Raw genomic sequence first — 14,362 nt, 5'->3', positions numbered from 1 at the left:
CCTTCATGTCGATGACGCAGCTCGAAGAGACCGCCCCGCGTACGTCAATGACGTCGAAGGGGGATCTGCGCGCGGTGATGACGATCGCGACACCGGCCCTGGCCGAGCAGTTCCTCGAATTCTGCGTCGGCACCACCGATACCTATCTGGCCGGTAACTGCCTGTCGGCCGAGAACTCGGTACCGGCGGTGGCTGCCGTGGGTTTGATGGCTTACACCTGTTGGATGATTTTCGTCATCTGCGCGTCGATCGGCATCGGAGCGACCGCCGTCGTTGCGCGAAACATTGGTGCCGGCAACTGGCAAGACGCCGAATTGGCCACCGAGCAGGCCATCTCTCTGGGGATGATCTTAAGCTTGATCACGACCGCCGTGCTCTGGTTTCTGGCCGATGATTACATTGCCGCGATGCAACTCGAAGGTCAGGCCTATGACATGGCCCTGCAGTACCTTCGCATCCTCATACCGGCAATCCCTGGTTTCATGATGATCGCGATCACCACAGCCTGCCTGCACGGCGCTGGCGATACGGTGACCGGCCTGATTGTGATGACGATCGTTAACGTGCTGAACATCGCCATCAGCGCTGCGTTGGCGATTGGCGTGGGGCCGATCCCCAAGTTGGGCTGGAGCGGTATTGCTATTGGAACCGCAGTAAGCCATGCGATTGGTGGCATGCTGCTGCTGGCGATCTTGTTTCAAGGCCGAGCGCACCTGAAAGTACAATGGCGCGGCATGTGGCCCAACTTCGCCAGGATGCGGCGACTGCTACGGGTCGGGCTGCCTGGCGGACTGAACGACTTGATCGTGTTGACTTCGCATCTTTGGTACTTGGGCATCATCAATAGCCTGGGTACGACGCAAGCTGCGGCGCACGGACTGGCCATTCGCTTAGAGTCACCCGGCTTCCTGGCAGCTTGGGCGTTTGCCGTGTCTGCCTCGTCACTTACCGGTCAGCACCTGGGGGCAAAGAATCCACGACGTGCAACGCGTGCGACACTTGTTTCTCTGTCGATTTGCTTCACGCTGCTTTCCGCGTATTCGCTGACGATCATGTTGGGTGGCGACTTCGTGGCTAACCTGTTTTTGGGTTTCCCGAAGGAAGGGACCACCGCGTTCTCGACCAGCGAGGCCGTGCTGAAGATCCTGTGGATCATGGCCGCGTGCCTACCATTCTATGCCGTGTTCACCGTACTCAGCGGCTCGCTGCGTGGGGCAGGGGATACCACCTGGCCGCTGTTGATCACGTTCGTTGGCTTTCTAATGGTACGTCTGCCGTTTACCTATTGGCTGGCCTGGGAAGGGATCGAGATCCCTTTGACCGGCATTGTCATAAGCGGCTTTGGCTGGGGACTCACTGGTGCCTGGATGGCCATGCTGATCGATAACGTGGTCCGTATGGCACTTATCCTAATGCGTTATCGGCACGGTGCGTGGTCGCGGATTGAGGTTTAGCTCTGCACCGAGTTATCGACCGGCGCTTCTTCATCCGCGTTCTGCTGCATTCGCTGGCGATGAATTTCGGCCATGGCTTCCGCGGCACCTGGCACGTACTGGATGATCGAATCGAATGCATCGCGAGGGAGGCTGACCAGGTCGGTTGACTCGACCGCCCTGACGGTCGCGCTGCGAGCGTTGTGAGAAAGCAGTGCCATCTCGCCGATAACGTCTCCTTCGCCGGTTGTGTTGACCAAGCGACCGTCGACTTCGATCTCGAGCTTTCCTTTCGCCACGAAATACAAGCGGTCGCCAAAGTCTCCTTGGTGAAAGAGCGTTTGCCCAGCGGCCAGGTGTTCGCGGCGAACCTGTTGTTCGTTATGGACGTTCAACTGCGTGATGTCGCGGGGAAGGAAGAAGTCTTTCAGCCAGTCGAGAAACACGCGGATTTTGCGGTCGAAACCGGGCATCTTGCCGACATAAATGGCCCGCCACATCACCCAGGCAATGAAGCCTGAGAAGGTGAAGCCCACCACTTCCGCAACCGCACAGCGGGCACCCAGCGAAGCCAGTTTCCCCAGCCCGGCAAACTTGAAACGTTTGCGGGGCTTGGCCTGTAAGGTGGCCAGGATGTTCTCGGCGCAGATCACGGCCTGACGCACGGCATACTGCGCGGTGGGTGGGCTGTAGTAGCCTTCGCCACTGGGCACCGCCGCGCAGTCCCCCAAGCTCCACACGCCGGGATGGCTGGTCGATTCCATCTCATCGCTTACCAGAATACGGCCTCGCTCACACTCCAGCGGCGTATCGAGGATCACCTGATGCGGTTCGGTAGGCACCGTCGCCACGACCGTACGCGAAGGGATCGTTACCGGCTGCTTGGTCTCTTTACAGAGGATGATGGCGCGGTCGGCAGAGACTTCGTGCAGGCGATGCTCCAGGACGATATTGATCCCCCGCCGGCGAAGCAGTTTATCCGCATAAGTCGCGAGACTTTCTTTCATCTCCGGCAAGATACGATCGGCACTTTGCACCAGTACCATCCGCAAGTCGTTTCGCGTGATGCGAGGGAACGAGCGAACGGCCTTCTTCAGGAAGTCGTCCATTTCGGCAATGCACTCGACGCCTGAGAAACCACCGCCAGCGACAACAAACGTTAACAGGCGTTCGCGTTCTTCTTCGTCGGTACATACGCTCGCTTCTTCGAGCATCTGCACGATATGGTTACGCAGCCGCAGAGCATCACCCAGGTACTTGAAGGGGATCGCGTGTTCGTACATGCCGGGCACCATGTTATGGGCCAGCTGATTGCCGAGCGCAATGACGAGGTGATCGTACTTAAGCGTTTCCGATCGCGGCACGCGGCCTGGGGCCAACTGAACGGCCTTGTTCACAACGTCGATCTTCTCGATCTGACGCGTGTACAGGACAACCCCGGGGGCCGTGCGACGAATGGGACTGATCACGTGCAACTGCTCGACCGCCCCCGACACGACCTCGGGTAGCAGCGGCTGAAAGGTGATGTAGTTCTCTTCGCTGACGAGAATCACTTCGACATCGAGGTTCGCTTTGTGAAAGCGTTTCAAACGGCGAACCAGTTCGCTCGCCGTGTAAACGCCGCCGAAGCCTCCGCCGAGAATGATGATTCGTTTCTTTTCCATCGAGCCTTCCACTGCCAGTGAAGAACTGCTAGAGCTACAATCCGCCTTCGGCCCCCTATTGTAACCAGTTTATTCGCCACAATCGATTCGCGGCGCTTGCACGTGAAGAAAGCCCTTTTTACAGTAAAACTGTGCGACTGGCGCGGCATTCTCTTGTTCTCCCAACAACCAGATTCCGCGGCGTAATTTTCGCCACAACAACCACTTTTCTGAGAAAGTATCCGGCGTCGCCGCGGACGCCCGGTAAGCACCGCATGAAGATTCGCCTGCTAATGCCGTCAGTCGATCCGCAAAGTCGACTGCAGTTTACGGTCTCGGTCTTGATTGACGAGCACATCGCAATCGATACCGGCGGGCTCCCTTACCTGGGCTGCATCGACGCGCAGAGGGCCGTCGATCACGTACTGCTGACGCACTCGCACATCGATCACATTGGCGGCCTGCCGCTGTTTCTCGACAACATATACGCACCGTCACCCGAGTGCCCTTCCGTTTACGCTGGCGAAGCAACATGGAAATGCCTGGAAGACCATGTCTTCAACGATCAGGTCTGGCCCAACCTCGAACGGATCGCCGGCACCGAATTCCCTTTCTATCGCAAACAGATTGTCGACGCTCATCGTCCGATCAAGATCGCCGGTTACCAGGTCACGCCGATCCCGCTCGAGCACATTGTGCCAACGTTGGGCTACGTGTTTGAATCGGAAACTGGCAGTGCGCTGTTTGCCTGGGACACGGCTCCGTTCTTAGAGTTCGACAAGATCGTTCAATCGATTCCGAACTTGAAGATCATCTTCCTCGACGCCAGTTTCCCCAACCAAATGCAATGGCTGGCCGAGAAGAGTCTGCACACCACGCCAGGGCAGTTCCAGCGTCAGATCGAACACGTGGCCCCGGATGTCCGTATCATCGCGGTGCACTTGAAGCCTGGGTTCCACGACCAGGTCAGCCAGGAGCTGAACTCGCTGGGGATGTCCAACGTGGAAGTTGCTTGCCGCGATAGGGTGTACGAGATCTAGCTGTGGATCACGAAGGTTAAAACCAAACTGGGCTACCCGACTGATCGTTCGCATTCAGGTGCCTACGCATACAACTCTGCCAATCTGTCGTGATACGGGCCGTCTCCCATCAGATCCAGGCTCATGGCCAGACGTTTCTGATCGGACTTGCGGGGCAGGTGTTCAAGCGCGGTGAGGACCTTTTCGACCTTCTCGGTATCTAAGCCTGAGGTCAGCGGCAGGCCGAGCCCCATGATGAACTTGGCACGCTGCAGATCAGCGAACTTGGCCGGGTCGTCCTGCATCGCTTCGAAAAGGGCGGTTACCGCTTTTTGAGCGAGCGTCAGTTCGTTCCAGTCGTGCTGCTTGGCCGCTTCCAGCATGTACAGGTACTGATAGACGGCGAACGACATCGGGCCGGAGGTAACACCGACGCGCTGTTTGTTTTCGATGTTCGAGCGTGGGCCTTCGCTGAGTGCCTGGGCCAGATGGGGATCCCACCCTTGCACAATCTTTAGATTGGCCAGGCGAGGACTCAAGAGATACTCGCGGGTACTGGCCAGATAATCGGCTTCGGTGATCTTGGCGGCCACGATCTTATCGCCACCTGGTAGATCGAGCAGTTTTTCGGTGGCACTCGCAGGCAGGGGAACGCCGCTGACATCGGGTATGGAATACACACCCACGGCCATGCCTGCTTCGGCAATCATCTCGACCAGGGGACTCATGTTCGCGATGATCTGAGCATCGGTGGCATGGGCAGGCAAGTTAGTGCCAGGGCGAATGAAGACGACCGGGTACGCATGTTCCCGCAGCAGCGCGACCAGCTTGCGATTCGCCTCGTCGCCATCCTCAGGGCGGAGCAGGGCCATGCGGACCAGTGATGGTGCGTTGGCCTGGGCCGCGACTTCAAACCAACGCTCAAGCTCTTCGACCGTTCGCAGATGGCCATGCCCCGTGGAAGCGGCGAGCAAAACGGCCTCGGCCCCAGCGGCAGCGAGCTTCTCGAGATAACTGACCAATCGCTTCTCGTCGAGCTTTCGCCGCGGCAAATCGCCGCAGGTCGGATCGAAGCAGGCCACCGTGGCGGCGGGGTAGTTGTCGATGGGGTTCTCGAGAATCTTCTGAGCAAGATCGTTCATGGGGCACGCTCGGGCAATAAAAAAGGGTGAGTCGACTTGAGCGACTCACCCTAGCTTAGAGCATATGAGGTGAAATGAAACACCTTGCTATGTTTGTTGGATGGGGGAACCCCTCACCCTGGCCCTCTCCCCTCAGGGGCGAGGGGACAAGGACTCGTTTCTCTGACGAGAAACTCGCACTTGCTAAATGAACCTACCTTAAGGAAGCGAGCTCACACCCATCAGGTACTTATCGCATTCGCGAGCGGCAGCGCGGCCTTCGTTGATGGCCCAAACGACCAGGCTCTGTCCGCGGCGGCAGTCGCCGGCGGCGAAGACACCGTCGATCGAAGTAGCGAAGCGGCCGTAGTCGGCTTTGAAGTTGGATCGTTGATCCGTTTCCATGCCAAGCTTTTCGACCAGGGTCGCTTCGGGACCAAGGAAGCCCATGGCCAGCAGGACCAGGTCGGCCTTGAAGATCTTCTCGCTGCCGGGGACTTCGGCCATGTTCCAGCGACCGCTGTCGTCTTTGGTCCACTGCACGGTGACGGTCTTGATACCGGCCACGTTGCCGTTGCCATCGTCGACGAATTCCTTCGACAGGATGCAGAACTCGCGAGGATCGTTGCCGAACTTCGCTTCCGCTTCCTGGTGACCGTAGTCAGCGCGGAAGATGCGAGCCCATTGCGGCCACGGGTTGTCTGGGGCACGCTCGGCTGGCGGCTTGGGCAGCAGTTCGAAGTTGACCATGCTGGTGCAACCGTGACGGATGCTGGTACCGATGCAGTCGGTACCGGTATCACCACCACCGATGACGATGACGTCTTTACCTTCGGCAGAGATATAGTTGCCATCTTCGAGGTTGGAATCCATCAGGCTCTTGGTGTTGGCCTTCAGGAATTCCATGGCGAAGTGAACACCTTTGAGTTCACGACCAGGGATCGGCAGATCGCGCGGCTTCGTGGCACCGACGGCCAGGATGATGGCATCGTTCTGTGCTTTCAACTCGGCGATATCGATGTTCTGACCGACGTGAGCATTGGTAACGAACTTGACGCCGGCGGCTTCCATCAGATCGACACGACGCTGGACCGTCTCTTTGTCGAGCTTCATGTTCGGAATCCCATACATCAGCAAACCGCCGATGCGGTCGTCGCGTTCGTACACGGTCACGTTGTGGCCGACCTTGTTCAGCTGTTCAGCCGCAGCCAAACCAGCCGGACCGGAACCGATCACGGCAACCTTCTTGCCGGTGCGGTGCTCAGGCACCATTGCGGTAACCCAGCCCTCTTCGAAGCCGCGATCGATGATCGAACATTCGATGTTCTTGATCGCAACTGGTGGGTTGGTGATGCCAAGCACGCAGGCGTTTTCGCAAGGTGCCGGGCAAACGCGACCGGTGAACTCGGGGAAGTTGTTCGTCTTGTGCAGACGATCGAGAGCTTCCCGCCAGCGGCCTTTGTAGACCAGGTCGTTCCATTCCGGAATCAGGTTATCGACAGGGCATCCGGTCGTGCTTTGGCAGAACGGAACGCCGCAGTCCATGCACCGAGCGCCCTGCGTTTGCAAGTGGCTGTCGGTGACTTCGATTTGAAACTCGTTGTAGTCGTTGATACGAACCAGCGGATCACGATAGGGAATGGTGTTCCGCTGAAATTCCATAAACCCGGTAGGCTTACCCATTGCTTTCGGCTCCGCTTAGTTGAACATCTTCTTCTTCATCGTGTTGCATGCGTTCTTGAAGGACACGCTTGTAGTCAATTGGCATGACCTTCACGAACTGAGTCATCGCATTGTCCCAATCGGCGAGAATCTTCTCGGCGACGGTCGATTGCGTGTACTTGGCATGCATTTGGATCAGGCCTTTTACCTCCACGATGTCGCTGGGGTTGTCCAACCGCTCTAGCTCGACCATTCCCAGATTGCAATTCTGCAGGAAGTTGCCTTCATAATCCCAAATGTAGGCGACACCGCCACTCATACCGGCTGCGAAGTTGCGGCCAGTCGAGCCCAGGACGACCACGCGGCCCCCGGTCATATATTCACATCCGTGATCTCCAACTCCTTCGACAACAGTGTGCGCACCGCTGTTCCGGACACAGAATCGCTCGGCAGCCCGACCTCGGAAGAAGGCCTGACCCCGCGTCGCCCCATACAGGCAGACGTTCCCCACCAGCATGTTCTCTTCTGCCTTGAAGGAACTTGACTTGTGAGGATAGATAATGACGCGACCACCGGAGAGGCCTTTGCCGACGTAGTCGTTCGCGTCCCCTTCCAGTTCCAGGGTAACCCCGGCGGCCAGGAAGGCACCAAAACTTTGCCCCGCCGAACCGTGCAGATTCACATGAATCGTTTCGTCCGGCAGGCCATTTTCACCATATCGCTTGGCGATCTCGTGGCTGAGCGTGGTGCCCACGGTACGGTTGATATTGATGATCGGAGTTTTGATCTGGACCTTTTCTTTCTTCTCAAGAGCCGGCTGCGACTTCTCGATCAGCATGTTGTCCAGAGCCAATTCCAAACGGTGATCCTGTTTCATCACATTGTATTGTGGCGAATTCGGATTCTTGTTTTCCGCTGGCTTCAAGAGTGGCGACAGATCCAAACCGTCAGCCTTCCAGTGCTGAATGGCCCTGTTCGTCTCGAGCAGATCGACGCGGCCGATCAGTTCGTCCATCGTACGCACACCCAGCTTGGCCATCAGTTCGCGAGCTTCCTCAGCGACCATGAACAAGTAGTTTACGACGTGCTCAGGCTCGCCCTTGAACTTCTTGCGAAGCTCTGGATCTTGCGTGGCAATACCCACAGGGCACGTATTGAGGTGACACTTACGCATCATGATGCAGCCCAGCGTGATCAGCGGCGCGGTCGAGAAGCCCATTTCTTCGGCTCCGAGAATCGCGGCGATCACAACGTCGCGGCCGGTCTTCAAACCACCGTCGGTCTGCAGCACGACGCGGCTACGCAGGTCGTTCATGACCAGGGTCTGGTGTGCTTCCACAATCCCCAGTTCCCACGGCAGACCGGCATGTTTGATACTGGTGAGCGGCGAGGCCCCCGTACCGCCGTTATCGCCGGCGATCAGGATGTGGTCGGCCTTGGCCTTGGCCACACCGGCGGCGATCGTACCGACACCGATCTCGGAAACCAGTTTCACGCTGATACGAGCCGCCGGATTGGCGTTCTTCAAGTCGTGAATCAACTGCGAAAGGTCTTCGATCGAGTAAATGTCGTGGTGTGGAGGAGGACTGATCAGACCAACACCAGGCGTCGAATAACGCAGGCGAGCGATGTACTCGTCTACCTTCTTACCTGGAAGTTCACCACCCTCGCCTGGCTTGGCACCCTGCGAAATCTTGATCTGAATTTCGTCCGCATTGGTCAAGTAGTTGATCGTCACACCGAAACGGCCCGACGCTACCTGCTTGATGGCCGAACGCTTCGAGTCGCCGTTGGCCAACGGCTGGAAGCGAATGGAATCTTCGCCACCTTCGCCGGTGTTGCTCTTACCGCCAATGCGATTCATGGCGATTGCCAGCGATTCGTGGGCTTCGCCGGAGATAGAGCCGTAGCTCATCGCCCCGGTGCAGAAGCGTTTAACGATCTCGCTGGTAGGCATCACTTCATCGATCGAAATCGACTCGGTGCCCTCTTTGAACGTGAGCAGGCCACGCAGCATGCAGCGGTTGCGGGCATCTTCGTTGACCAGCTTGGCAAACTGGTTATAAGCCTCTCGGCTGTTGGTTCGTGCGGCGACCTGAATGTTCGCGATCGCATCAGGGCTCCAAGCATGACGCTCGCCACCGGCCCGCCAGTGGAATTCACCCTGGTTGGGCAGCACCGGCAACCGGCCGTCTTCACGGACCGGGTAACCAAGTTCGTGACGACGCAACTGTTCTTCGGCAAGAACTTTGAAGTTCACACCTTGAACGCGGCTGGAAGTCCCCTCGAAACAACGCTTGATCACTTCGTCCTGGAGGCCAAGGGCTTCAAAGATCTGAGCACCCTTGTACGACTGGAGCGTACTGATACCCATCTTGCCCATGACCTTGAGGATACCCTTGGCAACACCTTTGCGGTAAGCAGCCACCAGGGAGTCGTCGTCGGGATACTCGTCGGTCTTGACCAGTCCGTCAGCGCGAGCTTGCCACAAGGACTCGAACGCGAGGTAAGGATTGATCGCGTCGGCACCGTAACCGACCAACAAGCAGTGGTGATGCACTTCGCGTGCTTCGCCAGTTTCCAGGATGATGCCGATCTGGGTTCGCTTGGCGGCACGCACCAGGTGGTGGTGAACCGCACCGGTAACCAGCAACATGCTGACTGGAACACGTTCGGCGCTGATCTTGCGATCGCTCAAAACGATGTTGCTGTAGCCTTCATCGATTGCCGATTCGGCCTCGGCACAAATGCGATCCAAAGCGGTGACCAGGCCGTCGGTTCCTTCGCTGCGGGCGAAAGTGACGTCGATAACCTTTGTCTTCCAACCACGATGATCCATGTGCGAGAAAGCGGCCAACTCTTCGTTGGTCAGAATCGGATGCGAAACTAGTAACCGGTGAGCATGTTCCGGCGTGGTTTCCAGCAAGTTGCTTTCCGGGCCGATGTAGCATTCCAGCGACATCACCACTTCTTCACGGATCGAGTCGATCGCCGGGTTGGTCACCTGGGCGAACAACTGCTTGAAGTAGTCGTACAGCATACGAGGCTTGTCGCTAAGACATGCCAGGGCCGAGTCATTCCCCATCGAGCCGATAGGGTCACGCTTCTGCTCGATCATCGGTAAAAGCATGAAACTGAGCGTTTCCGTCGTAAAACCGAAAGCCTGCATCCGCTGCAATAGCGTACCGGGATCGAAGCCGTGTGGCTCTTTGTTAGGGCTCAATTCAGACAGTTCGATTCGCTGTTCCAGCAGCCACTTGGCGTACGGACGCTCACGAGCGAATTTGCTCTTAAGCTCTTCGTCCGGAATCATGCGGCCTTCTTCGAAGTCGATCAGGAACATACGTCCTGGCTGCAGACGCCCCTTTTCGATCACGATGCTCGGATCGACGGGGATAACGCCCACTTCGCTGGCCATGATCACGCGATCGTCGGAAGTCACGTAGTAGCGGCTAGGACGCAAACCATTTCGGTCGAGCACCGCACCAATGTAATGACCATCGGTGAACGCGATCGACGCAGGACCGTCCCATGGCTCCATCAAGCTGGAGTGGTATTCGTAGAACGCACGCTTGTCCTCGGCCATCGTTTCGTGCTTCTGCCAGGCTTCCGGCACCATCATCATGACGGCTTCCTGCAGCGTACGACCGCCCATCAGCAGGAACTCGAGCACGTTGTCAAACGTACCGGAATCAGAGCATTCAGGCTCGACGATCGGGAAGAGCTTGGAGAGGTCGTCGCCGAATAGTTCGCTCTGGACCTGACCTTCACGGGCCTTCATCCAGTTGGCATTACCACGAACCGTGTTGATTTCGCCGTTGTGCGACATGAAGCGGTTCGGCTGAGCACGATCCCACGACGGAAACGTGTTGGTGCTGAATCGCGAGTGAACCATCGCCAGGTGCGTAGTGTAGTCTTCGCACTGCAAGTCTCGATAGAACGGCACCAACTGAGCAGGCGTCAGCATCCCCTTATAGATGATGACCTTCGTCGACAAGCTGCCAATGTAAAACAGTGTGCGCTGGACGAGGTTGAGGTCGCCGCGAAGCATGTGGCTGGCACGCTTGCGGATCAAGTACAACTGGCGTTCGAAGGCATCCCCTTCCAAGTCACCACCAGCCGAGACGATCAACATCTCGATTTCAGGCATGCAAGCCAGGGCAGTGGGACCGATGTCCGCGCCTTCAGGATTGGTGGGCACCTTGCGCCAGCCGACCAGAACCTGACCATGCTCTTCGATCAGGGTTTCCACGGTCTTTTTGCAGTGCTCGCGCGACTTGGCATCGCGTGGCAGAAAGACAATACCGGCGGCAAATTTACCCGGTTCAGGCAGTTCTTTACCCAGGTCTTCCTTGGTAACACGAGCCAGGAATTCCAGCGGCAGGGCCGTCAACATACCGGCACCGTCGCCCGTATTGGCTTCACAGCCGCAACCGCCACGGTGGTCCATGTTGATATTCATCGCCTCGGCATCGAGGACCAACTGGTGGCTTCGCTTGCCCTTGATATGGGCCACGAAACCAACGCCACAGTTTTCCCTCTCCATAGCCGGATCGTACAAACCTTCCTTACCGGGACGCTCGGTCCGATAAGTTCGCGTGGTCGGTTGGTTTGGCTGGATCATGGTTCTACCTTCTTCTAGCTAAAACTTCGGGCCGCGCGCCCGGATGTCTTCATTGGGGTGTCGGATCTAGTCGGTAGACAAGATCTCCGCAGGCTGATTCCCCGGGGAGACTTTGTCTTCGTGCGGGGAACGTTTTAAGTGCGTGCCGAAACTCCGTTTTCAAGATCACTATTGGCATCAGCAGCCTCTCCATCGGCGAAGCTGGCCGCAACCGGTTTGTCTTCCAACTCGGAACCATGGGCATCCGAGTTATCTGCTTTTTCGTGCAGTAGCTGAATGAAACGGCGAGCCGTCTTCCCCAACTCTTTCCCTTGCCGAGTCACAATACCCAGCGGCCGGGACAGGGGGGCTCCTTCGATAGGCACTGCCACGAGCGAGCCGGTTTCCAACTCGCGTGTTACCGTGTCGATCGGCAACAAGCCAAAACCGGCATCGATTTCGATGGCCCGCTTGATTGTCTCGATGTTGTCAAATTCCATGACAACTTGAACATCAGCCCCGGCAGAAGAGAGCACGAAATCAATTTCGCGGCGAATCTGCAATCGGGTGTCGAAGCCCACCATGCGGCGACCATCGAGTTCGTCCAGCCAGATCGTTTCGCGCTCGGCTAGTTCGCAGCCTGGGGCACAGACGAGGAACATCGGCTCGGCACGCCACATATCGACTTTGATGCTCTTGGATGCCTTGGGATAGCTAACCAGTCCAAAGTCGACCTGGTCGGTCTCGACCAACTGCACCACCGTGTCGGGATGGTGGTACTGGAGACGAACGTTCGCTTTGGGATGCTTGCCCAGGAATTCCTGCACGCAGGCATTCATGTGGCTGAGACCAACCGAGTAGATCGAAGCGATGGTTACCTGACCGGCAAGTTCCTTATGGAACGTGCGGACATCCTCTTCCAAGGCATAGTATCGCTGGACGAGTTGACGGCAGCCTTGGTAGTACAGCTCACCTTCAGCGGTGGGCACCAAGGGGCGTTTTGAGCGATCGATCAGCTTCACCCCCAGACGTTCCTCTAACTGGTGCACGACCTGGCTAGCGCCAGACTGCGAAATGCCGTTCTCATCCGCAGCTCTTGAGAAGCTGCGCTGACCAACAACGTCGCAGAACACCTTGAGGGACTTTACGTGCATAAACGTCTTTGGGAAGTGAAGGGGGAACTATGCGGAATTTAGATACTGGTGAAATCCAAGATTAAAATCCGAAATGTAAGGTTATTGACCCCAGCCCCCATCGTCAAGCATGTCGAGGTTTAAATTCCCTAAGTTTGCCAAGGGTGAAAAGTAGCAATTCACGTAAGTTGTGATGTGGACAGAAATTAGTCACACAATAAGCGGCCCGTTAAACGCCTTCTTCGGGGAATAGCTGCGCGTTGTTTTCCGTTAAGGTTTGCCGCCTTGAGAAGTGCTAGCAAATACGGGCGCATGAAAAAAGCACGTACTAAGACGTGCCTTGCATTACCGAGACTGAACTTAGGGCCCCCAGCACTCATGCTAATCGCTAGGGACACTCCTGTTTGTCAGTAAAACTTGCTAGTAAATATAGCAAATTGCGCAATCAACCCAACTGTACGACTTCGCGCAAATTGTGTTTTTACGGAGTCTTGTTCGGCAAGTATTCGTGATCGCGTTTGCGGATCACTTCGGCCTTCAAGATTCGGTCGGCTTCTGGTGCCGAAAGGCCGCCAGGCTCGCGACGGGTGATCTTGGAGAGCACGTCCTTCCCTTCGATCACTCGACCGAACACGGTGTGCTTGCCATCGAGATGAGGCGTTGCCTGAAACGTCAGGAAGAATTGCGATCCACCGGTGTTCTTACCGGCGTGGGCCATGCTAAGCGTACCGGCAAAATGATCTCGGGCATCCTCTCGGTAGCACTCGCAGAAGATGTTGTAGCCTGGCCCACCACTTCCATCTCCCTGAGGATCACCCCCTTGGGCCATGAAGTGAGGTAGAACCCGGTGAAAAGGAAGGCCATCGTAGAACTTCTTCTCGACCAGGCTCACAAAGTTCCCAACCGTATCTGGAGCTTCGTTTTCGTAGAGCTCGATCACCATATCTCCCTGGGTGGTCGACATCTTCACGCGGGGAAGGTCATTCGCTTCGGCGTCCTTCTTTCGCAGTTCTTCTTCACGAGCCCACTTTTCCTTGAGCTCGGTGGCCATAACGCCGTTCTGACCGACGCGATCATCGATCGGCAGCATCTTTTCCTGCAGCTTCTTGAATGCCGTTTCCGCTTCTGCGAAATGATCGGTTCCGAACGCCGCCACAACCTGGTTGGCCAGCAGTTCGTTTTCGTCGAACCCGTTGTCTAGAAGCAGGTGAACCAGACGATAGCCTCGCGGGTAGTCATCTTTTTCGAGTGCATCGGCCAAAACCTTGGCTAGAAAGAGCTTGGCATCCTGATCATCAGGCGAAGCAGCCAGGCGCTTGATCGCTGCTTCTTCGATCTTGGGGAGCAAGGCCATGCCTTTGGCGAGGACTTCGCTGTACTTTTTGCGAAGCTTCGGCAAGTCCTTCTCAGGTGCCAGTCGATAGGCCTGCTGAATGCTACGAAGCTCGGTGATGATCTCCTTCCACTGCCCCATCATCTGGTCGAAATCGTCCTGGGGACCGGCAGAAGGTGCTGCTTCGGCTTCCGGGGCCGCGCCTTCCGGAGCTTGGGCGAGAAGGGTCACAGGCACTAAAGAGACCAACAAAAGGGCTAACCATAACGTTCGGGCAGGCATTCAACGAACTCCTATTTCACTGCAAGCCCATCACGGGCGCATCTGGGGGGCGAACTCAATCTCCCGATTCTTTAGTACGGCCGCCCAGGGGTCAAGCAGCGGTAAGCCAGATTACCCCAGTATCAGCCCGGAA

8 protein-coding genes are annotated in these 14,362 nt (G+C 56.9%); 2 read left to right on the top strand and 6 right to left on the bottom strand.

Going from position 1 to position 14,362, the window contains the following annotated elements:
- Window positions 1-5: 5 nt before the first annotated feature.
- Window positions 6-1,454, top strand: coding sequence for an MATE family efflux transporter (locus tag C5Y96_RS13640; RefSeq protein WP_105354199.1), 1,449 nt, complete (start codon window positions 6-8; stop codon window positions 1,452-1,454).
- Here C5Y96_RS13640 and C5Y96_RS13635 read toward each other — a convergent pair.
- Window positions 1,451-3,097: an FAD-dependent oxidoreductase gene (locus tag C5Y96_RS13635; protein ID WP_105354196.1), complete on the bottom strand. Its 1,647-nt coding sequence runs from the start codon at window positions 3,095-3,097 to the stop codon at window positions 1,451-1,453. The two genes, C5Y96_RS13640 and C5Y96_RS13635, sit on opposite strands and share 4 nt — an antisense overlap.
- 254 nt (window positions 3,098-3,351) lie before the next feature.
- Between C5Y96_RS13635 and C5Y96_RS13630 the strand changes: the two genes are divergently transcribed.
- A complete protein-coding gene (locus tag C5Y96_RS13630) occupies window positions 3,352-4,116 on the top strand; it encodes an MBL fold metallo-hydrolase (protein WP_105354194.1) in 765 nt (254 codons plus the stop codon).
- A 62-nt stretch (window positions 4,117-4,178) separates the two neighbouring features.
- On the opposite strand, the gene C5Y96_RS13625 is transcribed toward C5Y96_RS13630, so the two are convergent.
- From C5Y96_RS13625 to C5Y96_RS27810, 5 genes are all read right to left on the bottom strand, one after another.
- On the bottom strand, window positions 4,179-5,237 hold the full coding sequence (locus C5Y96_RS13625; RefSeq protein WP_105354192.1) for a dihydrodipicolinate synthase family protein: 1,059 nt from the start codon (window positions 5,235-5,237) through the stop codon (window positions 4,179-4,181).
- Between the two features lie 198 nt (window positions 5,238-5,435).
- Window positions 5,436-6,899, bottom strand: a complete 1,464-nt coding sequence (locus C5Y96_RS13620; protein ID WP_105354190.1) for a glutamate synthase subunit beta — start codon at window positions 6,897-6,899, stop codon at window positions 5,436-5,438.
- Window positions 6,892-11,502: a glutamate synthase large subunit gene (gene gltB, locus C5Y96_RS13615; RefSeq protein WP_105354188.1), complete on the bottom strand. Its 4,611-nt coding sequence runs from the start codon at window positions 11,500-11,502 to the stop codon at window positions 6,892-6,894. Before gltB ends, C5Y96_RS13620 begins: the two co-directional genes overlap by 8 nt.
- 134 nt (window positions 11,503-11,636) lie before the next feature.
- Window positions 11,637-12,635, bottom strand: a complete 999-nt coding sequence (locus tag C5Y96_RS13610) for a LysR family transcriptional regulator (RefSeq protein ID WP_105354185.1) — start codon at window positions 12,633-12,635, stop codon at window positions 11,637-11,639.
- Window positions 12,636-13,095: 460 nt separating this feature from the next.
- On the bottom strand, window positions 13,096-14,229 hold the full coding sequence (locus C5Y96_RS27810; protein ID WP_233198952.1) for a peptidylprolyl isomerase: 1,134 nt from the start codon (window positions 14,227-14,229) through the stop codon (window positions 13,096-13,098).
- Window positions 14,230-14,362 lie beyond the last annotated feature (133 nt).

The organism is Blastopirellula marina (genome assembly GCF_002967715.1).
Lineage (GTDB): Bacteria > Planctomycetota > Planctomycetia > Pirellulales > Pirellulaceae > Bremerella > Bremerella marina_B.
The sequence above is the reverse complement of the archived record's forward strand: the minus strand, read 5'-3'. Positions and strand labels throughout refer to the sequence as shown.